Origin of the sequence: Paraburkholderia diazotrophica (assembly GCF_900108945.1) — a bacterium.
Classification (GTDB): domain Bacteria; phylum Pseudomonadota; class Gammaproteobacteria; order Burkholderiales; family Burkholderiaceae; genus Paraburkholderia; species Paraburkholderia diazotrophica.
In genome coordinates, this window is sequence record NZ_FNYE01000003.1 from 390,533 (window position 1) to 413,401 (window position 22,869).

General features: G+C 60.0%; 16 protein-coding genes and 1 tRNA gene. 11 read left to right on the forward strand and 6 right to left on the reverse strand.

Annotated elements, in window-relative coordinates; genetic code table 11:
• Window positions 1–116: 116 nt before the first annotated feature.
• Window positions 117–1,934, forward strand: a complete 1,818-nt coding sequence (gene glmS / locus BMW76_RS06545; RefSeq protein WP_090864262.1) for a glutamine--fructose-6-phosphate transaminase (isomerizing) — start codon at window positions 117–119, stop codon at window positions 1,932–1,934.
• Window positions 1,935–1,968: 34 nt separating this feature from the next.
• Here glmS and BMW76_RS06550 read toward each other — a convergent pair whose 3' ends face one another.
• Together BMW76_RS06550 and BMW76_RS06555 are read right to left on the reverse strand one after the other, a co-directional pair.
• Complete coding sequence (locus BMW76_RS06550) at window positions 1,969–3,000, reverse strand: helix-turn-helix transcriptional regulator (protein ID WP_143062215.1); 1,032 nt, start codon at window positions 2,998–3,000, stop codon at window positions 1,969–1,971.
• 608 nt (window positions 3,001–3,608) lie between these two features.
• A complete protein-coding gene (locus BMW76_RS06555) occupies window positions 3,609–4,508 on the reverse strand; it encodes a hypothetical protein (RefSeq protein ID WP_245763133.1) in 900 nt (299 codons plus the stop codon).
• 361 nt (window positions 4,509–4,869) lie between these two features.
• Between BMW76_RS06555 and BMW76_RS06560 the strand changes: the two genes are divergently transcribed.
• On the forward strand, window positions 4,870–5,781 hold the full coding sequence (locus BMW76_RS06560) for a proteasome-type protease (RefSeq protein ID WP_090864269.1): 912 nt from the start codon (window positions 4,870–4,872) through the stop codon (window positions 5,779–5,781).
• Window positions 5,782–5,902: 121 nt separating this feature from the next.
• Here the strand turns inward: BMW76_RS06560 and BMW76_RS06565 are convergent, their stop codons facing one another.
• Both BMW76_RS06565 and BMW76_RS06570 read right to left on the reverse strand, forming a co-directional pair.
• Entirely contained in the window at window positions 5,903–7,072 is a 1,170-nt protein-coding gene (locus BMW76_RS06565; RefSeq protein ID WP_090864271.1) for a porin, read from the reverse strand.
• 397 nt (window positions 7,073–7,469) lie between these two features.
• Complete coding sequence (locus BMW76_RS06570) at window positions 7,470–8,861, reverse strand: YhjD/YihY/BrkB family envelope integrity protein (protein ID WP_090864273.1); 1,392 nt, start codon at window positions 8,859–8,861, stop codon at window positions 7,470–7,472.
• 267 nt (window positions 8,862–9,128) lie between these two features.
• Here BMW76_RS06570 and fdnG point away from each other — a divergent pair, with 267 nt between their 5' ends.
• The 7 genes from fdnG to BMW76_RS41010 all read left to right on the forward strand — a co-directional run bounded on the left by fdnG (window position 9,129) and on the right by BMW76_RS41010 (window position 18,431).
• Window positions 9,129–12,200 (forward strand): formate dehydrogenase-N subunit alpha, encoded by a 3,072-nt coding sequence (gene fdnG, locus BMW76_RS06580; protein WP_143062216.1) that lies wholly within the window; start codon window positions 9,129–9,131, stop codon window positions 12,198–12,200.
• A gap of 9 nt (window positions 12,201–12,209) precedes the next feature.
• Window positions 12,210–13,148, forward strand: coding sequence for a formate dehydrogenase subunit beta (fdxH, locus tag BMW76_RS06585; RefSeq protein WP_090864279.1), 939 nt, complete (start codon window positions 12,210–12,212; stop codon window positions 13,146–13,148).
• Entirely contained in the window at window positions 13,145–13,780 is a 636-nt protein-coding gene (locus tag BMW76_RS06590; RefSeq protein ID WP_090864281.1) for a formate dehydrogenase subunit gamma, read from the forward strand. The genes fdxH and BMW76_RS06590 overlap by 4 nt, the downstream gene beginning before the upstream one ends.
• An 88-nt stretch (window positions 13,781–13,868) precedes the next feature.
• Window positions 13,869–14,801, forward strand: a complete 933-nt coding sequence (gene fdhE / locus BMW76_RS06595) for a formate dehydrogenase accessory protein FdhE (protein WP_090864284.1) — start codon at window positions 13,869–13,871, stop codon at window positions 14,799–14,801.
• A 30-nt stretch (window positions 14,802–14,831) separates the two neighbouring features.
• Window positions 14,832–16,277, forward strand: coding sequence for an L-seryl-tRNA(Sec) selenium transferase (selA, locus tag BMW76_RS06600; protein ID WP_090864285.1), 1,446 nt, complete (start codon window positions 14,832–14,834; stop codon window positions 16,275–16,277).
• Window positions 16,274–18,214, forward strand: coding sequence for a selenocysteine-specific translation elongation factor (gene selB / locus BMW76_RS06605; RefSeq protein WP_090864288.1), 1,941 nt, complete (start codon window positions 16,274–16,276; stop codon window positions 18,212–18,214). The genes selA and selB overlap by 4 nt, the downstream gene beginning before the upstream one ends.
• 124 nt (window positions 18,215–18,338) lie before the next feature.
• Window positions 18,339–18,431: transfer RNA gene (locus BMW76_RS41010), tRNA-Sec, on the forward strand.
• Between the two features lie 48 nt (window positions 18,432–18,479).
• On the opposite strand, the gene BMW76_RS06610 is transcribed toward BMW76_RS41010, so the two are convergent.
• Window positions 18,480–19,889, reverse strand: a complete 1,410-nt coding sequence (locus BMW76_RS06610) for a TniQ family protein (RefSeq protein WP_090864290.1) — start codon at window positions 19,887–19,889, stop codon at window positions 18,480–18,482.
• Window positions 19,886–20,716, reverse strand: a complete 831-nt coding sequence (locus BMW76_RS06615) for a TniB family NTP-binding protein (protein ID WP_177200313.1) — start codon at window positions 20,714–20,716, stop codon at window positions 19,886–19,888. The genes BMW76_RS06610 and BMW76_RS06615 overlap by 4 nt, the downstream gene beginning before the upstream one ends.
• 280 nt (window positions 20,717–20,996) lie before the next feature.
• Here BMW76_RS06615 and BMW76_RS06620 point away from each other — a divergent pair, with 280 nt between their 5' ends.
• Together BMW76_RS06620 and BMW76_RS06625 are read left to right on the forward strand one after the other, a co-directional pair.
• The gene (locus tag BMW76_RS06620; RefSeq protein ID WP_090864294.1) at window positions 20,997–21,815 is read left to right on the forward strand and encodes a tyrosine-type recombinase/integrase; all 819 of its coding nucleotides are present in this window, start codon (window positions 20,997–20,999) and stop codon (window positions 21,813–21,815) included.
• A gap of 473 nt (window positions 21,816–22,288) precedes the next feature.
• Window positions 22,289–22,869: aminotransferase class I/II-fold pyridoxal phosphate-dependent enzyme (locus BMW76_RS06625; RefSeq protein WP_143062217.1), on the forward strand; the 581-nt coding region annotated here is incomplete at its 3' end.

A 22,869-nucleotide genomic window follows, 5' to 3' on the forward strand; every position in this document is an offset into this window, starting at 1 on the left:
GGCGCGTGTTCAATCAGCAATGGAACATTTGAACCATTGCTTGCCACTTCTCCAGCGTCTATCACTTTCACATCATCCTTGAGTTGCAGTCGAATGATTTGCTCGGGAGGTGTGTCATGTGTGGAATCGTGGGAGCTGTGTCGCGGCGAAACGTCGTGCCGATGTTGATCGAGGGACTACGCCGGCTGGAATATCGGGGCTATGATTCGTGCGGCGTGGCCGTGCACCGGGCCGGAATGCCTCGTCGGGCGCGATGTACCGCGCGCGTCAATTCGCTGGCGAGAACGATCTCCGACATACATCTGGAAGGATCGCTTGGCATTGCACATACACGATGGGCGACGCACGGTGCGCCCGCGACTGAAAACGCACATCCGATCTTCTCGCGGGATCTGATCGCGATCGTGCACAACGGCATCATCGAAAATCACGAATCGCTGAAGGCGATTTTGACGGCGCAAGGCTACGAGTTTCAGACCGAGACGGATACGGAAGTCATTGCGCATCTCGTGCATTCTTTCTATGACGGCGATCTTCTTTCTGCCGTGATTCGCGCAACCCGCATGTTCCATGGCGCGTATGCGATCGCTGCATTCAGCAATGACGAGCCGGGCCGCATGGTCGGCGCGAGAGACGGGTCGCCGCTGGTAGCGGGCATTGGTGAGACGGAAGCGTTTCTGGCATCGGACGCCATCGCGCTTGCAGGCTATACCAATCGCTTCGTCTTCCTGGAAGATGGCGACGTCGTGGATCTGACGCCGGGCAACCTCATCACATGGGATCGCAATGGCCGCAGCGTGAAGCGTCCCGACCGCATGATCGCCCAATCGCTCGAAGGCGCATCGCTCGGTTCGTTCTCGCACTACATGCAAAAGGAAATTTTCGAGCAGCCGCTTGCGATTGCCCGAACGTTGGGAGAAATCGACGCGCTGACTCCGTCGATTTTTCAGAGCGCCGACCGCTCGACGTTTGAATCGGTCGGTAAAGTCTTGCTGTTGGGGTGTGGCACCAGCCACCACGCAGGGCTAGTCGCGCAGCACTGGTTCGAGACGATCGCGAGGTTGCCGGTGCAGGTCGAGATTGCCAGCGAATTCCGCTATCGGGATCAATGCCACGATCCGCGCACGCTGGTCGTGCCCGTCTCGCAGTCAGGAGAAACGGCTGACACGCTGGCCGCGTTGAAGTACGCGCAAATGATGGGGCTCGACAACACGCTGGCAATCGGCAATGTCGCGAACAGTGCGATGATGAGGACGACGCGCAGTACGTTTCTAACTGGTGCAGGCATGGAAATCGGCGTCGCTTCGACGAAGGCGTTCACCACGCAACTCATCGCACTCTTTCTACTTGCGGCGACATTAGGGCGCGTGCGCGGTACGGTGACATCGCAACAGGAGAGTGCCTATCTCCAGCAGTTGCGGGATTTGCCCATAGCGTGCCGCGCAGTGCTGGCACAAGAACCGCAAATCATCGCGTGGGCGAGCGAGATCAGTCAGCATGAGAACGCGTTCTATCTGGGACGCGGCGCGCATTACCCTATTGCAATGGAAGGCGCGCTAAAGCTCAAGGAAATTGCGTACATTCACGCCGAAGCGTACGCCGCGGGTGAATTGAAGCATGGGCCGCTGGCACTCGTCACGCCGGAAATGCCGACCATCGTGTCCGCGCCGAACGATGCGCTTCTGGATAAGCTCAAATCGAACATGCAGGAGGTACGCGCGCGCGGAGGCCAGTTGTTCGTGATCGCCGATAGCGGAACAGGGCTTTCGTGTGCGAGCGGATTGCGGGTTCTCGAAACAGGTGCCTATTTCGGGCTTCTTTCGCCGATACTCCATGTGCTGCCCATGCAACTGCTTGCGTATCACTGTGCGTGTGCGAGGCAGACCGACATCGACAAGCCGCGCAATCTTGCGAAGTCGGTGACAGTTGAATGAGCTCGCGGAGAGTCGCTAATGCGTGAACTTGCGGTTACTGGCTAAGGCCTGGTCCGAGTTGAGCCGCAAGTTCCGCATTGTTGCGCACACCCATTCGCTCGTGTATCGACACGATCTGTTTTCGGACAGTACTCGGTGAGACGCCAAACAGTCGCGCGATTTCCTTGTGAGTCAGACCCGATGCCACCTTTTGCGCAACCTGTAGCTCGCGTGCCGTCAGTGTATCGACGGCTCTTCTCGGGTGCGCGTAAATATACGCGATCGCCCCCTCGCGCATGATCCGGTATCCATGCGTGGTTTCGATGTGGCGCGTTTTGCCGGCGGCCAATGCGAGGCGCAGCGGCTCCGGCAAACGCGCATCGACCGGTCTTGGCCATCGCTCGGCAAGGTGGCGCAAGAATCGCTCGTCGCCGAATAGAAGGATGCCATCCGCGGTCACGATGGCGCCCGCTCGATCGCGCTCGTGCTGGTCGTACTGGAACCGTTGCAGCCCGTCGGATACGTTCGTTGCCCACGCCTCGCTGATATGCGTGTGCAGCGTCTGAACGATATCGCGTTCGTTGTCGGTGAACGACCGCATCGCGCCATCGCGATGTAATGAAAGTACGAGAAACGAGAGCGTTGCGAAGCGCAGATTGGGCTCGCCGAGGCGCGCCTCTTCATGTTCTGCGAAGCGATACCAGACGGCAACGGTGTTCGCGCGGTGTTCGAATTCATAGCAATCGCGCGTTTCTTCTTCCAGCGCCCCGACGATTCGGGGCAGAAGTACTGGCTTGTTGTCTTCGGCTGATCGATGGCCATCGCACCCAATGGTGATCAGATGGTCTGCGGGTGTACGAGGCGGGGCGAGCGAGCCGAGCGTATAGATGACGAGGCCCGTGTCACCCGTGACACCGGCGCGCCAGCGGAGTCGGTCGAATGGCACGTACTCGCTGATGGTGCGAAAGGCGTACATCAAAAACTGGGTCTGCGTACTGCTCTTCGAAGCCTTATAGATAGACAGTATTGCATCGCTCAATTGTCGCATGATGGTCACCTCGCTATTCTTTACGGCCTCGCTTTCCACAAAGAAGATTGCAAAGGTCGACCATGACAGGCCGATGTCGCCTGTCAGATCAATTCAACGGTCTTCTTTGGGATTGGAAATACGAGTCGACGGCTTCTCACGTTCCGTGACGTAATGCCGCTATTTGGCGTCTTTTAATATTCTCATACGATGTATCGTCCGTCGTAGACAGCTTGTTATGCAGCGTCTGCGCACTATCTATTTTCGACGCTCCCCGATGTGGTGCGGCCAAAAGGTTTTAAAGATTCAACCATGCAGGAGCACCGCAAAGCAACATATTCAGGAAAAGAGAGCGACTGATGTTGTTATCGTGCCGGAGGGAAAGGGCATTCTATTTTGCTAGAGAAGGAAAGGTAACTCGTACTTCGAGGGCATCGACATATGCACGATCTTACCTTTGACCATCAATGAATTTTTCGATAACAACAGGTCTATCTGGCTTTGTTGTACTGCATTTGACGCCAACCCAAGATAGGTACTTTCACCCAGAGTCGATGCAGTCAATTTATCTAATTAATATCATTGGGCGTATTACGAAAGCACGAGCACCGATTTCCGGCACTCGTGTTACGAATGCATTAGCGAGTTAATGCGATACAGTCACCGCATTAGCTGGGCGCCTTCAGATTGATCATCGTCTGGCGCAGCAGTTGCCAATAGCTACTCGTCGAATACGGGAGCATCTGCTCGGCGTAATTCCACCAGAAGAAGCCGCCAATAAAGCGTGGATCGGTCATTGTGTTGACCATCGGATAGTACGTCTTGATCAGGTTCTGCTGAACCGACGTTGGAGCGGACGTGCTGGACGTGCCGATCTCGCCGAAGCCGACTTTCGCATTGGGGAAGATCTTCTCGAGGGCCGCGAAGTCTGCATTCCACGAGGGCGACAGGCCGGTGCAATCCTGATACGGGTAGTAGCTGAAAAGCGCGTAGTCCGTCGACTGAAGCACGGACGCGGGCAGGAAACTCGTCGGCCAGGTTTTCCAATAGTCTTGCGGCTTTTCCCAGCAGTTATTGCCCTTGCTGTCATCGTTGTAGTACAGCGTGATTGCCGTCTTGCCACCGGCCGCCTTGACGATCGAGTTGGCCGCCAGAACCATCTGGCCGATCTGCGTCTCTTCCGAATTGACTGTCGCGGCTGAACCGGAAGGATGATTGCGCAGCCATTCCCCGTTGATTTCGTTTGCGATTTCCCAGACGTCGACGGTGCCGTTCAGCTTCGATACCAGTTCCTGGGTGCGCGCCTTATACGTGGCGAGATCCGTCGGAAAGTAATACGAGTCCATGACTTCGCCCATCACATAGGCGACGGCGTGCAGACGCAGAAGCGGCGCATAGTAATCGGAAGCGGGTGTGTCGGGATCGAACACGACGCGCACGGTCGGACGATAGGGCAAATTGCTGAGCGATGCGACGATCGCATCCAGTTTCGTCAGATCATCGAGCGTCACGCCGTAGACGGGCGCTTTCAATGTTTCGACTTGCGCCTGAGCGGACGGCGCGAACATCAGCGATGTAGTTGCGAGACAGGCGGCGACGGCCGCGGCGGGGAGGGATTTCTTTGTCTTGGCGAGAAAGGTCATTCGTCTGAAAAGAGTAAAAAAAGCGCGATGTTACCAGCAAATTAACGAGTAATTGTCTGAAGATAAGGGTTTGCAGCCGCCACTGCCGTGATTGTGAGGTGGCTTTTTGCACCTCTGTTTCTGCTGAGCAGAGCACTGGGCATGCGGTACCATGCACAGAGAGCGGTTAAAGTGAGCCCGTCGCTGTCGGCATAGGCGACGGGTTTTTTCTGGGCGATCCACTGGCCTGTCTGCATATCGTCTATCGTCGAGAGATCGAGAGATCGAGAGACGCGGGAGTACCGAAATGACCTACTGTGTGGCGATGTGCGTCGACGACGGCCTCGTGTTCCTCTCGGACACGCGGACCAACGCCGGAGTCGATCACATCAGCACCGCGCGCAAGATGTCGGTGTTCGAAGAGCCGGGCGAGCGCGTGCTGGTGCTGCTCAGCGCGGGCAATCTGTCGCTCACACAGGCCGTGCTGCACGAGCTGTCCGAGTCCGCCGATCCTTCGCGGCCCACGCTATGGACCGTTTCGACGATGGCGGACGCCGCGCGCGTCGTCGGCCAGGCGGTGCGCGACGTCCATCAGCGCGAAGCGAACGCGCTGCACGAGTTCGGCGTCGACTTCAATTGCAGCTTCATTCTCGGCGGCCAGATCCTCAACGGCAGCGCGAGCGGCAACGGTGTGGGGCAGCCGCGTCCGCGCCTCTTCATGATCTATGCGGCGGGCAATTTCATCGAGTCGTCACGCGTGAATCCGTACTTCCAGATCGGCGAGTCGAAGTATGGGAAGCCGATCATCGACCGCGTGCTCGTGCCGTCGACGCCGCTCGACGAAGCCGCCAAGTGCGCGTTGATCTCGATGGATTCGACGCTGCGCTCGAACCTCTCGGTTGGGTTGCCGCTCGATCTGCTTGTCTACGAAAAGGATGCGCTGCGCGTGACGCGCTTTGTGTCGATCGATCAGGACAACACGTATTACCAGATGATTCACCGCACGTGGGGCGATCGGCTGCGGCAGGTGTTCGGCGAGATTCCCGAGCCGGACTGGCAGAGTGCGGGCGATGTGCCGCGCGACGGACACATCGGCGAGATGGTGCTGTATCGCGCGCCTGGCGCCTCGCACGCCGACGGCGATGAGACCCCTGCGGATGCCGGCGCGCGTCCGGCACAGACCCTGGCGCAAGCCGACAAGCCCAAAGCGCGCGGTTGATCGGAGTGCGAGGCTCGAAATAAGCCCGCACCAATAAAAAAACCAGCCTTCGGCTTGCGCCTCCGGCTGGCTTCTGAAATACGGCTCGACGTCTCGAGCCGTACGCCATTCGTTCTTCGAGTTAGAACTTGTGACGGATACCCAGGCTGACGATTTCTTGCGACTTCGAACTTGCGTCGAAACCGTACGAACCGACCGAAGCGCCTGCTTCTTGCGTCGTCGTCGAGCTGGTACGCTGCGTGCCGCTTGCGTGCTGGTATGCGCCGATCAGGTACAGGTCGGTGCGCTTCGACAGCGAGTAGTCGCCGCCCAGCGAAACCTGGTGGTAGTTCGCCGACGTGTCGCCAGCGCCGTGCGTCCAGGTATAGCCCAGACCGAGCAGCATAGCCGGCGTGAGCTGGTAGCCAGCGAACGCGCCCGCGACGTGGAACTTCTCTTGTTCGCCGAATGCCGAGAATGCGTCCGGCTTGTATTGCGCGAAGCTATAGCGGATGTTGAACGTGAACGGACCCGTCACGTACTGCGCAGCAGTCGACGCAATGCTGACCGACTTGGCCGTTGCGTAGCCATTGTTGATCTGCGAGTCGAACGTTGCGCCCGACGTCGGAACCGTTGCCGAGTTCCAGCCGGTTCCGCGCGACGCGGCCGTGTTGCCGGCGTCCATGCGGATGTAGCCAGCTGCGACGCTGAACGGACCGCCGCTCCACGTTGCTGCACCCGACCACGTCTGGCCCGAACCGGTCGAACCGGCTACGCCGCCCAGAGCGTACATGCCTTCGAACTGGAAGCCGCTAAACACCGGCGAAACGTACTTGACTGCATTGTTCGTACGCGAGCTGTTGTCGTTGTTGTCGACGTCGCCCGGGGTCGTGAACGTGCTGCCGAAGTAGTTGTCAGCCGTCAGCGGTTGAACCATGTCGACGACCGGGTCGTACTGGCGACCCATCGTCAGCGTGCCGTATGCATCGTGCGTCAGACCGACATAAGCTTGACGGCCGAACAGGCGGCTGCCTTGGCCCATCTTGCCGCTGTTCGGATCGAAGCCGCTTTCCAACTGGAAGATAGCCTTCAGTCCACCGCCCAGGTCTTCCGTGCCCTTCATGCCCCAGCGGCTGCCTTGCAGGTTGCCGGCGGCGAGTTGCCACAGATTGTCGTTTGCACGGTTAGCGTTGTGAACGTACTGGATCGAGTCATCGATCAAGCCATAAAGCGTCACGCTGCTTTGTGCATGTGCTGCGCCTGCAGCGCCGAGCAGAGCCAGCGAGAGGGTAGACAGTGCGATTCGTTTCATCCATTTCTCCACGCAGATGATTGGTTTCGTTGTTGCGAATCGGAGAATAGCGCAGTGTCTCCAGGTGTAAGAACTGAAAAAAATTAAGGTGTATCGAAAATGTGACAGCCTGCTGGAGGCCTTGTGTTGCAGGCTTGTGACCGATTGTTGCTCTTTTCGCAATATTGAATCGTTGACTAGGCATTATTGTTGTTTTTATGACAGTGATCGTGGAAGTCTGCGGCGGTTGTGCGTTATGGCGCAAGTGCTGCGTAAGAAAGTTGTCTAATCAAATGCGGAAAGTTCCGTTTCTAGATAAGGAAACGGTCGGCACGGGCCGCGCAAAATCTTGACGTTCCGGGTGGACATCCGCGCGCCGTTGTGATCACACAAGTGCAGTTTCGTTGAAGCCGAACGCTTAACGCGTGTCGCTGGCGGCGGGCGGCGCTGCGGCATCGTCGGCATCGTTGCGGCGGCCGGTCATTGCGGCGACAACGAGCGCCGTCCCGGCCGCGACCAGCACCGAGCGCCACGGGTGGCGCCGGACATAGCGGTCCGCGGCCACTGCCGTGCGGCCCGCGCGCACCAGCGTGTTCGCGGCGGCGCGCGTCGCGTGCGTTTCGGCTTTCACGACTGTTTTGCCTATGTTCACGGCTTTGCTGATGCCGGCATCGTGCGTCGCGACGAGCTTTGCCACAGCCGATGACCGCCGCGGCTTTGTGTCCGCCGCCACGCCCGCCGCGCCAGCCGTGACCTCTGCAGCGCCCGCAGCCCCGCCTGCTGGGCCCGCCGTCACGCCGACTGCGGGCGTCGGCGCGGCGCCCCGTACGGAGCCGCGCTTCGCGGCACCAGCCGCCACCGTCGACGCGGCCATCACCGACGCCAGCATCGCGCGGCTCCCGGGCGGCGTGGTGCGCGCGAAGCCCCACGCGCCGCGCGGATCGTGCATGCGTCCGCGCGCGGCGGCAAACTCGGCGCCGAGCAGCAGCACGACGGCCGAAAAGTACAGCCACATCAGCAGCACCGCGAGCGAGCCCGCCGCGCCGAACGAATTCGCCATGCCCGCGTGCGCGAGGTAGAGCGCGAAGAGCTTCTTGCCCGCCGAGAACAGCGCAGCCGCCATCGTCCCGCCGACGAGCGCATCGCGCCAGCGCACGGGCGCGTCGGGCAGGAACTTGAGCAACCCGGCAAAGGCGAAGGCGAGCACGAGCCAGCCGACAAGCAGCTGCAGCAGATTGCCGATCACGACATAGGGCGAATCGCCCCACAGCATGTTGCCGATGAACGTGATCGCGGTGTCGAGCACCAGCGACACGATCAGCAGAAACGCGACGCCGAGCACGAGACCGAACGAAATCAGCCGCACGCGCACGAGCGCCATCACGCTCGACGCGCGCGGCGTTTCGGAGGGCCAGACGACATCGAGCGCGCTGTTCAGCGATGAGAACGTCGCCGACGCGCCGACCGCGAGCATCGTGAATGAAATGATAGCAGCGATGCCGCCGGCGCCGCCGCTGCGGTGTGCGTTCTGCACGATCGTCGTGACGGCAGCGGCGGCGTCGTTGCCGAGCACGCCGTGCACCTGTCGAAAGAGTTCGCCGCGCGCGGCCTCGGCGCCGAAGAACCACCCGGATACCGCGATCACCATGACGAGCGTCGGCGCGAGCGAGAACGCCGAATAGAACGCGATGCCGGCCGCCATCGCGGCGCAGCGGTCATCGGCGAACTGCCGCAGCGCGCCGACAGCCCACGACGCCTGCTTTTTCGCAACGGACTGCAACTTCTCTGCGGAGAGCGAATCGAGGTCCATGAGGTCCTTCCAGGCGAGGGTATCGATCAGACTTCATGCAAGTAGCAACGCACGTGCTCGCGGATTCGCCGTGCATCGCAGTGCGCGTACACGCCGGGGAATGGCAATGGTATGACGCAAGCGTTGTGCCCATCTATCTATGTCGATACAACAACTGCGAACCGACAGGCATATGACGTGCCGTCGTTCTGCTCTGTTGTGCTTACGACGTGCAAGAAACGACTTATACTTTTTCTCACCTCCCCACAAATAGAACGAGAGGCGATCATGTTGCAAATGTCCCGCCGTCAGTTCCTGAAGGTCACGGCGAGCACGCTAACGGGATCGAGCCTGGCCCTGCTGGGCTTCTCGCCTGAACCCGCGCTCGCCGAAGTCCGTCAGTACAAACTGGCTCGTACTACCGAAACGCGCAACACGTGTCCTTACTGCTCAGTCGGCTGCGGCATTCTGATGTATGGCCTCGGCGACGGCGCAAAGAACGCGACCACGAGCATCATCCATATTGAAGGCGACCCCGATCACCCCGTCAATCGCGGCACGCTGTGCCCGAAGGGCGCGAGCCTGATCGACTTCATCCATAGCGAGAGCCGCCTGAAATATCCCGAGTATCGTGCTGCCGGTTCGGATCACTGGCAACGCATCTCGTGGAACGACGCGCTCGACCGCATCGCGAAGCTGATGAAGGAAGACCGCGACGCGAACTTCGTCGAGAGCACGCCCGACGGCAAGAAGGTCAACCGCTGGCTGACCACGGGCATGCTCGCGGCGTCGGCGAGCAGCAACGAGGTCGGCTATCTGACGCACAAGACTGTGCGCAGCATGGGGATGCTCGCGTTCGACAACCAGGCGCGTGTCTGACACGGCCCGACGGTGGCAGGTCTTGCCCCGACGTTTGGCCGTGGAGCGATGACGAACCATTGGGTCGACATCAAGAACGCGGACGTGATTCTCGTGATGGGCGGCAATGCGGCCGAGGCCCATCCATGCGGTTTCAAATGGGTAACGGAGGCGAAGGCGCACAACAAGGCGAAGCTGATGGTCGTCGATCCGCGCTTTACGCGCACGGCGTCCGTCGCGGACTTCTATGCGCCGATCCGCACGGGCACCGACATTGCGTTCCTTGGCGGCGTGATCAACTATCTGCTGACGAACGACAAGATCCAGCACGACTACGTGAAGAACTATACGGACTTTCCGTTCATCGTCCGTGAAGACTTTGCGTTCAACGACGGCATTTATTCAGGCTACGACGCGAAGGCCCGCAAGTACGCCGACAAATCGACGTGGGACTACGAACGCGGCGACGACGGCTTCGTGAAAGTGGACATGTCGTTGCAGCATCCGCGTTGCGTGTACAAGCTGCTCAAGCAGCACTACTCGCGCTATACGCCTGAGATGGTCGAGAAGACCTGCGGCACGCCGAAGGACAAGTTCCTGCACGTGTGCGAGACGCTCGCGACGACAGCGACCCCGAACCGCGCGGGCACCATTATGTACGCGCTCGGCTGGACGCATCACTCGGTCGGCTCGCAGATGATCCGCACGGGCGCGATGGTGCAACTGCTGCTCGGCAATATCGGCGTCGCGGGCGGCGGGATGAATGCGCTGCGCGGGCACTCGAACATCCAGGGGCTCACGGACCTCGGCCTGATGTCGAACCTGCTGACAGGCTATATGACGCTGCCGAACGAGCCGGAGCAGGACTACGAGGGCTACATCAAGAAGCGCGCATCGCAGCCGCTGCGGCCGAACCAGTTGAGCTACTGGAAGAACTACCGCGCGTTTTACGTCAGCATGATGAAGTCGTGGTGGGGCGACGCGGCGACGGCCGACAACAACTGGGGCTACGACTATCTGCCGAAGCTCGACAAGCCGTACGACCTATTGCAGGGCCTCGAGCTGATGAACCAGGGGAAGATGAACGGCTACATCTGCCAGGGCTTCAATCCGCTTGCGTCCGCGCCGAACAAGGGCAAGTCGTCGGCGAGCCTCGCAAAGCTGAAGTGGCTCGTCATCATGGACCCGCTCGCGACGGAAACCTCCGAGTTCTGGAAGAACCACGGCGAGTTCAACGATGTCGATTCGTCGAAGATCCAGACAGAAGTGTTCCGCCTGCCCACCTCGTGCTTCGCCGAGGAAAACGGTTCGCTCGTGAGTTCGAGCCGCGTGCTGCAATGGCACTGGAAGGGCGTGGAGCCGCCGGGCGAGGCGCGCAGCGATCTCGAGATCATGTCGGGAATCTTCGTGCGCATGCGCAAGGCGTACAAGGAACAGGGCGGCAAGTATCCCGACCCGATCGTGAATCTGAGCTGGCCGTATGCGAACCCCGAAAGCCCGACGCCCGCGGAGATGGCGATGGAGTACAACGGCCGCGCACTCGCCGATCTGCCCGATCCGAAAGACCCAAGCAAGGTGCTGGTGAAGAAGGGCGAACAGCTGGCCAGTTTCGCGCAACTGAAGGACGACGGCACCACGGCGAGCGGCTGCTGGATCTTCTGCGGTTCATGGACCCAGGCGGGCAACCAGATGGGCCGGCGCGACAACGCCGATCCCACGGGCATCGGCCAGACGCTGAACTGGGCATGGGCATGGCCCGCGAACCGTCGCGTGCTGTACAACCGCGCATCGTGCGATGTGAACGGCAAGCCGTTCGATCCGAAACGCAAGCTGATCGCGTGGAACGGCACCAGCTGGAGCGGCACTGACACGCCCGACTTCAAGCTCGACGAGCCGCCGGAAAACGGCATGGGTCCGTTCATCATGAATGCGGAAGGCGTCGCACGCTTCTTCGCGCGCGACGGGATGAACGAAGGTCCGTTCCCCGAGCACTACGAGCCGTTCGAGAATCCGCTCGGCTACAACACATTCCATCCGAACAATCCGCAAGCGACCAGCAATCCCGCCGCGCGCGTGTTTCCGGACGACCGGGCGGCGTTCGGCAAGGCAGCCGATTTCCCGAATGTGGCGACCACCTATCGTCTGACGGAACACTTCCACTTCTGGACCAAGCATGCGCGTCTGAACGCGATCATCCAGCCGCAGCAGTTCGTCGAGATCGGCGAGGAGCACGCGAAGCAGATCGGCGTGGTGGCGGGCGATCGTGTGAAGGTGACGAGCAATCGCGGACACATCGTTGCCGTGGCCGTGGTGACGAAGCGGATCAAGCCTTTGATGATCGACGGCAAGAAGGTGCAGACGGTCGGCATTCCGCTGCACTGGGGCTTCACGGGACTTACCAAGCCGGGCTATATCACCAACACGTTGACGCCTGTCGTGGCCGACGCGAATTCGCAGACACCCGAATTCAAGTCGTTCCTCGTGAAGGTCGAGAAGGCATAGGGAGGCGTCATGGCATATCAATCGCTCGATATCAGGCGCATCTCCGCCACGACCGTGCAGCCCACGTCAGTGCGCGAGCCGGCGACGGGCAGCGTCGCGAAGCTGATCGACGTGACCAAGTGCATCGGGTGCAAGGCGTGCCAGACGGCGTGCATGGAGTGGAACGATCTGCGCGACACGGTCGGCACCACGACTGGCATCTACGACAACCCGCGCGATCTCACCGAGCATTCGTGGACGGTGATGCGTTTCACCGAATACGAGAACCCGAAAGGCGACCTCGAATGGCTGATCCGCAAGGACGGCTGCATGCACTGCGAGGACCCGGGCTGTCTGAAGGCGTGTCCGTCGCCGGGCGCGATCGTGCAGTACACGAACGGCATCGTCGATTTCCACGAGGAAAACTGCATCGGCTGCGGCTATTGCATTTCGGGCTGCCCGTTCAACATTCCACGGCTGTCGAAGGCGGATCATCGCGTCTACAAGTGCACGCTCTGCTCGGATCGCGTCGGCGTCGGCCAGGAGCCCGCGTGCGTGAAGACGTGTCCGACGGGCGCGATCGTGTTCGGCACGAAAGAGGACATGAAGGCGCACGCCGCAGAGCGCATCGCGGACCTGAAGGAGCGCGGCTTCGAGAAAGCGGGCCTGTACGATCCGCAGGGCGTGGGCGGCACGCACGTGATGTACGTGCTGCATCATGCGGATAAGCCATCGCTCTACAACGGCCTGCCCGACGATCCGCACATCAGCCCCTTCGTGCAATTGTGGAAGGGCATCGCGAAGCCGCTCGCCGTCGCGGTGATGGCGCTCACCGCGCTGACGGGCTTCTTCCACTACACGCGCGTCGGGCCGAACGAGGTTACGGACGAAGACGAAGAGGCAGCCCGCAACGCTGCGCGCGACATCCGCGAGCGTGGCGAACACAAGCCCGAGGAGCCCGTCAAATGAAACATCATCGGAATGACAATCCGGATCTGATCGTGCGCTATACGGCAAACGAGCGCACGAATCACTGGATCACGGCAATCACGTTCGTCCTGCTCGCGCTGTCGGGTCTCGCGTTCTTCCACCCGTCGATGTTCTGGCTCACCGCGTTGTTCGGCGGCGGGCAATGGGCGCGCATTCTGCATCCGTTCATCGGTATCGTGATGTTCGTGTCGTTCCTGATCCTTGCGCTGCGCTTCTGGCATCACAACTATCTGAACGACGACGACTGGCAGTGGATGCGTCAGTACAGGGACGTGCTCGCCGCGCGCGAGGACCGGCTTCCAGAAGTCGGGCGCTACAACGCCGGGCAGAAGCTGCTGTTCTTCGTGATGGTGGTGTGCCTCGTGCTGTTGCTGCTGACCGGCATCGTGATGTGGCGGGCGTATTTCTCGTTCTATTTCTCAGTCGAGGTCGTGCGCGTCGCGTCCGTGATTCATGCGATCACGGCATTCCTGCTGATCTGCGGAATCATCGTTCATATCTATGCGGCGCTGTGGGTCAAGGGCTCCGTGAGCGCGATGGTGCGGGGCACGGTGACGCTCGGCTGGGCGCGCAAGCATCATCCGAAGTGGTTCCGCGAAAGCATCAAGTGACAGGCGGCGCGCGTGCCGGGAAGCGCGCGCTGCATCCGCATATCTGCTACTGTTGACGCCATCCAGACCCTAACGGCAGGAACCTGAATTGGTGCAACGCATTCTGGAGCCCGGCCAGATCGAATCGATCGATCATTCGGCCCTTCCGCGCATTCGCCGGCCTGAGCGCGCGACGCTGTTCTCGACGCGCGCCGCGCGTCTGCGCGAGCTTGCGGGCGCGAGCCCGATCGGCGGGTATATCCGTTTGATGGCCTCGCTTGCCGACGCGCAGCAGCAGGCGCTCTTGCAAGTCAGCGCGACGATGCCTTCCGCGGAATCCATTGCTCTCGCGCAGCAGCACTCGATGCCGATTGCGCCGTCGTCCACGACTGAGCGCGATCCGGTGTGGCGCGACGTGCTGCAGCGTCTGCTCGATCGCGTCGAAGCGGCCGGTCTCGTCACGCCTCCCCTAGCGCGAGTGATCGACGGCTTGCGCATGAAGAGCGCGCAAGAACTCGACGCGCTCGCCGACGCGGTCCTCGCGCTGCGCTTCAACGAAGTCGATCCCGCGTCGGCGCCATTCGTGATGGCGGCGCTGCAAGTGGTGTGGACGGACATCGCGAGCCGCATCGACGAGCGCGCCGTGCCGTATCTCGACACGCCGGGCACATGCCCCGTTTGCGGCGCGCTGCCGGTGGCAAGTATCGTGCGCGTCGGCGGACAGTATCAGGGTTTGCGCTATCTGCAATGCGGACTGTGCTCGACGGAGTGGCACGTGGTGCGCGTCAAGTGCTCGAATTGTGATTCGACGAAGGGCATTGCGTATCACGGCATCGACGGCGGCAGCGAAGCGCTGAAGGCCGAATCGTGCGACGAGTGCCATACGTACCGCAAGATCGGCTATCAGGAGAAGGACTACGACTTCGAGCCGCTCGCCGACGATCTCGCGAGCCTCACGCTCGATCTGCTGATGAACGAAGCGGGCTACCGGCGCAGCAGCCCGAATCCGCTGCTGTGGCCCGAGGTGCCGTCGGACGAGTGAAGCTCATCTACATGCACGAGGAGTGCGAGCGTGAGCGAAGTGTCGGGTAACAAGTTAGGCGATCACCCGCGCGCGCTGCTCGCGCGCGTGCCCGCCGTCGAGCGCGTGCTGTCGACGGCGATGGCGCAGCGTTTGATCGACGAATATGGCCACACGCAGGTCGTCGATGCGATACGTGCCGCAACCGACACGCTCAGGCGCGAACTGCTTGCGGGTGTCCCGTTCGACGCGTCGTTCAGCTTCGAGGCGAAGCTCGTCGACGATGCGCAGCATATGCTCGATACGCGCGCACGGCCTCATCTGCGTTCCGTATTCAATCTGACGGGCACGGTTCTGCATACGAACCTGGGCCGCGCGCTGCTGCCCGACGAAGCGGTGCGCGCGGTGGTCGAAGCGCTCACGCGGCCGATGAACCTCGAATTTGATCTCGCGACGGGCGGGCGCGGCGATCGCGACGACCTGATCGATGAACTCATCTGCGAGCTGACGGGCGCCGAGGCGGCCACCGTCGTCAACAACAACGCGGCGGCCGTGCTGCTCACGCTATCGGCGCTGGCATCGAAGAAGGAAGTAGTGGTGTCGCGCGGCGAGCTTGTCGAGATCGGCGGGGCGTTCCGCATTCCCGACATCATGTCGCGCGCGGGCGCGAAGCTGCGCGAAATCGGCACGACGAACCGCACGCATCTGAAGGACTACGAGGAAGCGATCAACGCGCGCACGGCCTTGCTGATGAAGGTCCATTGCAGCAACTACGCAATCGGGGGCTTCACGAAAAGCGTGTCCGTCGATGACGTCGCGCAGCTTGCACATGCGCGTGGCTTGCCGATGGCCGTCGATCTCGGCAGCGGCACGCTCGTCGATCTCGCGCAATACGGCTTGCCGGGCGAGCCGACCGTGCGCGCGACCGTCGATGCGGGCGCCGATCTCGTCACGTTCAGCGGCGACAAGCTGCTGGGCGGCCCGCAAGCGGGGCTGATCGTCGGACGCGCGGAGCTGATCCGCAAGATCAAGAAGCATCCGTTGAAGCGCGCGCTGCGTGTCGGCAAGCTCACGCTCGCGGCGCTCGAACCGGTGTTGCAGCTTTATCGCGCGCCCGAACTGTTGCGCGAGCGGTTGACGACGCTGCGTCTGTTGACGCGTCCCGCTTCTGACATGCAGGCTCAGTCGGAGCGCCTGAAAGACGTGCTGCAATGCGCGCTCGGGCCGGCGTATGCGGTGACGGCCGAACCGATGGCGAGCCAGATCGGCAGCGGCGCATTGCCTGTCGACCGGTTGCCAAGCTATGGGCTGGTGGTGCGTAACGCACATGGCAAGCGCGGCGGCCGCGCGTTGATGAAGCTCGAAGAAGCGCTGCGCGCGTTGCCTCGCCCCGTGATCGGCCGCATCGCCGACGATGCGCTGTGCCTCGATCTGCGCTGCCTCGGAGCCGCCGACGAAGCGGACTTCGCCGCGCAATGCGCGGAGCTAAATCTATGATCGTCGGCACGGCGGGCCATATCGATCATGGCAAGACGACGCTCGTGCGCGCATTGACGGGCGTCGACACGGACCGTCTGAAAGAAGAGAAAGCGCGCGGCATCTCGATTGAACTCGGCTACGCGTACACGCCGCTCGATAACGGCGACGTGCTCGGCATGATCGACGTGCCGGGCCACGAAAAGCTCGTGCATACGATGGCAGCGGGCGCATGCGGCATCGACTACGCACTGCTCGTGATCGCCGCCGACGACGGCATCATGCCGCAGACGCGCGAGCATCTGGCGATCCTTCAACTGCTGGGCGTCACGCGCGGTGCGATTGCACTGACGAAGACCGATCGCGTCGACGCAGCGCGTCTCACGCAAGTCCGCGACGAGATTCGCGCGTGGCTGGCATCGACGCCCTTCAGCGGCGCATCTTTCTTCGAAACGAACGCGACCGCGCGCGACGATAGCGGCGTGCGCGCGCTTTCGCTTCATCTGCGTGAAGCGGCTGTCGCGTGGCCAGGGCGGCGCGACGATGGTCTGTTCCGGCTTGCGATCGATCGCGTGTTCACGCTCGCGGGGCAGGGCACGATCGTGACGGGCACGGTGTTCGCGGGACGCGTCGCGACAGGCGACACGTTGATGCTCGAACCTTTGCATCGAGCCGTGCGCGTGCGCAGCATCCACGCGCAAAACCGCGCAGCCGATGCGGGCCGCGCGGGGCAGCGCTGTGCGCTGAATCTCGCGGGCATCGACAAGGACGCGATTGCGCGCGGGGACTGGATCGTCGATGCGCGACTTGCGAAGCCGGGCGAGCGGCTCGACGTAGAACTGACGCTGCTCGACGATGCAGGCATTACGCTGCAACACTGGGCACCGCTGCATGTGCATATCGGCACGCTGCATCGCGTCGCGCATGTCGCGCTGCTCGATGGCGATACGCTGGATGCGGGACAAACGGCGCGTGTGCAGTTCGTGTTCGATCCGCCTGTGTGCGCGCTGCCGGGCGATCGCTTCATCGTGCGCAACGCACAGGCGACGCGCACCGTCGGCGGCGGTCGCGTGCTCGATCCGTTCGGTCCGCCGCGCAAACGACGGACGGCCGAACGGCGCGCGTGGCTCGATGCGTTGCGCGTGTGGCTCGACGACGGGCGCATCGGTCCGCTGCTCGAAGAAGCGCCGCGCGGCGTATCGCGTTCGATGCTGATGCAACTGACTGGCTTGCCTGCCGAAGCATTGCCCCTTCCCGCCGATGCCGATGAAATTGTGCTGCACGGCAGGGATGCCGGCGATGCCGTGATCGTGTTGCGCTCGCATTGGGCGCGTCTGCGTTCGAAGGTGCTGGCGGCGCTCGATCAGTACCACGCGCGCTTGCCGGACGAACTGGGACCCGACGCCGCGCGCTTGCGGCGCATCGCGGCGCCGCTGGTGCAGGATGCGATGTGGCGCGCGTTGATCGATTCGCTCGTCGACGAAAGTGCGATCGCGAGAAGCGGGCCGTGGCTGCATCTGCCAGCGCATACGGTTTCGCTCGATGCGCGCGAGCAGGTTCTCGCGAGCGCACTGCTGCCGTTGATCGCGCAAGGCCGATACGATCCGCCGTGGGTGCGCGATCTCGCGACGGCGACAGCGCGCGACGAAGACGCGGTGCGCCAGGTGCTGCGCAAGCTCGCCCGGCAGGGCGACGTGTATCAGATCGTGCGCGATCTGTTCTATCACCGGGACGTCGTGCATGAACTGGCGCGGCTCGTTGCCGCTATCGCCGGGGAGGGTGGCGGCGCGCTGGGCGCGTCGGCGTTTCGCGATGCGACGGGTTTGGGGCGCAAGCGCGCGATCCAGATTCTCGAGTTCTTCGATCGCATCGGCTACACGCGCTTTCAGCGTGACGTTCACTGGCTGAGGCCGGATTCGCAATTGCAGGAAGCGTTGGCGTGTGAGCCGGCTGCATGATGCCGATCGGCCGTTGCAGGTGCAACAGGCCGACGGTGACGATGCGTGGCCGCTATCAGTTGCGCAAAGCGGGGCGCGTTGTGTTGATTTCTTCGCGCTGCACGGCTGATCAAAAGTCGGACACGGAAGGCATTCGTATCTGGTGGTGCGGCTGGGCTTCAAACCCAGTGAGGGGTGTCAGCCACTCCTCGGTCGGTTCGACTCCGGCTGCCTTCCGCCCCAAGGGTTTCTGCGATTTTTCGAAACCTGCTGTAGAGTTCACCAATTAATGTCGTTTACGACAAGAATTGCTTGTTTTTTGGTCTGCCCCGATTTTTGGCGGCGTTTCAGGAATATTCCCATTACGTTTAACGCTCGACAGGTGGACGAGTTTCAATGCTCTCGAGTGGAATTTGCTGTATACAAAATCTTTTTTTACTCCCGTACGCTGAAATATCCGCTCCGCAACTTTCGTTCGCGTTGGCTTTATGTCTTCCTGGAGCAGTTCTTGAAAGTATTTCCAGTATTCGTTGAAGCCCTTTTCCCTACGCGCTAACTTTTCCATCCTCCTCAATTCCTGTCCCCGATGCACTAATAACATCGCAAAGTCTGGGGCTAGTCTTCGTATACAATTTTCGTTAACATCGAGAAGTCTGCAAGCTTCACTAAGATTAGTTAGCAATCCATATTTGTCAAGTTTTTCTAATTCGACAAGCAAGGCATCAGAAGTTTTAAATGTTCGGACACCTCGGTAGCGATATAGAAAGACAGTAGCGTTCGCGCTTTCATACATCCTGCGCAAGGTTGCGTTGTTTCCAAGTATGACGTCACAAATCTTGCAGCCACAACGATCCGCAATAATAGTCAACATAGGAAGCGACATCGTGCGATTGCGCGAGCAGATGTTTTCAATAGCCCCTATATTGCCGAGATATTTTTCTAACTGAGATCGGTTGCCGTCGAACAGCGTGGATGCAGCATGCTGTATAAATTCAATAGTGCGATTGCCATTGGTGAATTTATCGGGAGATTGGTGGATATCATCTAATAATTCCGCGATCAAATGCGCAGATCGGACTTGCTCCTCGCTCGCCATTCTGGTCGGCTGATTTGCGAGACTGCTCCCATCGATACGAGACACTCCAGGGAGCCAGATTGTATATCGTTCGCGTTTGAGTACTTTGGGTACCGTCTCGAGAAGAACCTTATGTAGAGGACAGGCTTCGACACATTGAATCGTCCAAAGCAAACGATCGTACTTTGGACGCCCCACGGATTCGTCGTCTGTGTAACAGGAGGGGCAGAAGCGCTCTTGACGGGAAAGAAGTTTGGCGCAGGAGACACAGGCTCGTAACGGAAGCAATGTTCTTGAAGTGAGGTCGGTGCGCATCGTGAGTCTCTCGAGCGCGTTGACGCAAGCTGCCGCACGTCTGCAAATGCCATTCATAGACACGAATTCGCGACCCTGCATCAGTGCACTGGTCCCACGTTCATGCAATAGAGGTCCAAGGACATGGACAGCAAATGTCCCCGGAAATATTCTGTGAAAGACACTTAATCTACGCAAATAACTTGTGAGGCTCTCATAGCTTTCCCCGCTCTCTCCCTCAGGGGCTAAGCCAAAGCAGGCTGACCGAGGCGGAGAATCATCAGGCCACCCGCCGGGGATACTCACTAAAGTAATCGAAGTCTTCACTGACCGCGACGCCGATTCAACCGGCTATTCTCTTGCCGCTCTTGTTCCAATTCCATGCGGGTCTCCTCTTCTGTTGGGTACCTCTTGACCAGTTTTCCTTGGAGATATGGTTGGATGCGCTCTTCACCGAGTAATGTCTCCCGCGCTATTTGGTGATGCTCCTCCAGCGATGGCATCGATTTTACAAGATTAACTTTGCTCCATCTTGGTATTTTCTCTTTCGAACAACGCGCGGCAGCCTCCAGGATTACTTGCGCGGACGCGCCGGGTAGCCCGAACGTGCCCTCAAAAATGTATTCGCAATCATGCTCTAAATCGATCTCGAAGTGATATGGCATGCATGTCGAAACGGATTTAATAAACGTAGCATAATATTTGAAATCTTTTTCGCATGATTTATAACGAGGGCAGTGTATAACGGTGATCCGGCGAGCTAATTGGGCGGTTGCATGTATTAGGGCCTCGCTTCCATAGGCCCCGATTAAAACTAGATTGAAGTTGGAACGATTTGATAGCGATTTTAGAAGATTCCCTCCATAGTGAATCGGAGGTGTTGACGAGTTCAAGAAATGAATTACCTCATCAAGTATCAGATGCTGGAGTTGTCGGCCTACGATGGCGTTTTCAAGCATCATCCGGCTATTTTCTGTTGGATCTGGTGGTCTCTCGAGATCTTGCGGTATGCCGAAGCCGTCAAGGACACTGGGCGCAAGCAGTGCCCTGCAGATTCGCGTATATAGAAAACCAAAGTCTATCTCGGGTCTCCTATCTGCAGAATCTACATCGACTAACACCGCAGGGATAGCCGGTACGAAATTCCAGGTCACGAGTGGCTTCCAAAAGATGGTGTTCCCGTGAGGCGACGCCCAAATGAAGGGGTGCCTATTTTTAGTTATTTGGAATTGTGATCGTGCTACGGTAGATGAATGTCGAGACTTAGGGCTCAGAGTGCGCGAGGTCGCGTAGGGTTATCCACGGGGCTGCCGCCCGCTTTTCTGTAGCGAGAGGCGAGCAGCCCGGTGGATAACCCGGACCGGAGGCGGTAGCGATTTCGCCCCGTTTTTGCCCTGCAAATTCCTGTCCGCCTCTTTTGCCGGGAGAGCGTTCATGGCTGCAGACAGCGCCTTGGTCGAACCGGAGTGGCAACGTTATCCGTTGATCGCGTCAAACTGTTTCGCGCGCCGATGGATAACGAGCTGCTCATCCCTCGGGTTGGCGAGGAACACGATCACAGCGTATATGAGCGCGATCGAAGGCTTTCTTCGCTTTGAGCAGGAGCAAGGTGTCGACCTTCGCGGGACATCGCGCGAATCCATTGCGCGATATGTAGGCGAGATGCGCTCCCAGCCAAGACGATCGAGACCCGACGAGGGTCGCGCCGGGTCAGGCGGCTGCCTGTCGAATGCAACGTTGCAGCAGCGTCTTACTGCGGTCCGGTTACTCTTCGAGTTTCTGGTCGACGAAGGGCTAGTCAGAACCAACCCTGTTGGCTGCGGCCGGTACACCTCATCAAGGCAATTCGGCGGGGGCGGCGATCGAGGACTCCTCCCGAGATTCCATAAGCTGCCGTGGATTCCAACAGAAGAGCAATGGAGGAGCTTGCTCGCTGTGGTTTGCGAAGAATCGAAGCGAAACAGATGCATGCTGGTATTTGCTTACGACGCTGCGCTTCGTCGCGAAGAGCTGTGTCAGCTGCATAGCGGTGATCTCGATCCGGCGCATCGTCTATTGCGCGTGCGTGCTGAGACAACAAAGGGGCGACGCGAGCGAGTCGTGCCGTATTCCGAGACGGCAGCAGAACTGCTGCGTCACTATCTGCGCCGTAGGCCCGCTGCGACAGGAGATCGGCACTCCGTATACCTATCGATGACTTCCATGTTGCGGCTCGGGCACACAAGCCATTCACTAATTCTGACGCGACCGTAGGCGGTGCGACAGATCGGCAAAGTTATGCCGCGAGACCCGGTCGTTGTGAAAAGAATAGTTATCTTAATAGCGGTGTTATGCGTCGCTTTTTCGATGAAAGCCGGACTTCAATGATCGGTGCATCGACGTCGCCTTCATGGAGGTCGGCACCAGCGCATGCACATACGGCCTAGATCAGTCGAACCGGCAGATCGTGGTCGACGGCCAACCTGATCGAGCAATTGAAGGTATTTTGGGAAAATCGAAAACGGTGAGAAGCCGTTGCAACAATCGCGGCATACACATGGTGTCCCGATTCCTCGTGGTGCCCATCGTCTGAAGTCTCTCTCGTGCACAAGGCGGGCGGGCATCCATGAGCTATGCTCACTGCTCCATGAGAACATACCATTGTCGCCCGGAAATTCGCGCTGCTACTCTAGCTGCAATACGAGGTCACGCCGCCGGCGTGCCGTCTACCGCGAACGGAAGTCATCGTGAAGCTCCATTGTGAAACGCCAGCAAGCGGCGCAGGTGCCGGAAAAGTCGGATCCATTTTTGATGAAGTTATCGACCGCAAAAACTCCAATTCACTCAAGTGGGCGTTCGGCGAGAAGTTGCTGACGGCACGGGAATTCACGGCCGATCCGCTGCCGATGTGGGTGGCGGATATGGATTTCAGGGCGCCGCAAGTCGTCATCGATGCACTGCATGAGGCCGTCGACTTCGGTGTATTCGGGTATTCACGCGGAGCGACCGAGAGCTACGTCTCCGCAATAACCGGCTGGCAGGCAAAGCGCTTTGGCTGGGAGGTCCCGGGCGAGTGGGTGCTTCAATCGAGCGGCATCATCACCGCGTTGAAAACAGCCATTCAGGCGTTCTCTTCGCCGGGTGACTCGGTCCTGATCCAGCCGCCCGTGTACGCGCATTTCCACGACGATGTTCTGCTGAACGGGCGCCAACTGACCTGCGCGCCGCTCGAGCGCACGGGAACCGTATATCGCTTTGACGAAAAGACGTTCGAAGCAGCGATCAGGCACAACACGAAACTCTTCATTCTGAGCAATCCGCACAATCC

Coding starts and splice junctions, on each gene's coding strand:
- BMW76_RS06620 (WP_090864294.1), top strand. CDS start 20,997: ATGGCTGCAGACAGCGCCTTGGTCGAACCGGAGTGGCAACGTTATCCG.
- BMW76_RS06560 (WP_090864269.1), top strand. CDS start 4,870: ATGACCTACTGTGTGGCGATGTGCGTCGACGACGGCCTCGTGTTCCTC.
- BMW76_RS06555 (WP_245763133.1), bottom strand. CDS start 4,508: ATGTTCGCGCCGTCCGCTCAGGCGCAAGTCGAAACATTGAAAGCGCCC.
- BMW76_RS06570 (WP_090864273.1), bottom strand. CDS start 8,861: ATGGACCTCGATTCGCTCTCCGCAGAGAAGTTGCAGTCCGTTGCGAAA.
- BMW76_RS06590 (WP_090864281.1), top strand. CDS start 13,145: ATGAAACATCATCGGAATGACAATCCGGATCTGATCGTGCGCTATACG.
- BMW76_RS06565 (WP_090864271.1), bottom strand. CDS start 7,072: ATGAAACGAATCGCACTGTCTACCCTCTCGCTGGCTCTGCTCGGCGCT.
- selB (WP_090864288.1), top strand. CDS start 16,274: ATGATCGTCGGCACGGCGGGCCATATCGATCATGGCAAGACGACGCTC.
- glmS (WP_090864262.1), top strand. CDS start 117: ATGTGTGGAATCGTGGGAGCTGTGTCGCGGCGAAACGTCGTGCCGATG.
- fdxH (WP_090864279.1), top strand. CDS start 12,210: ATGGCATATCAATCGCTCGATATCAGGCGCATCTCCGCCACGACCGTG.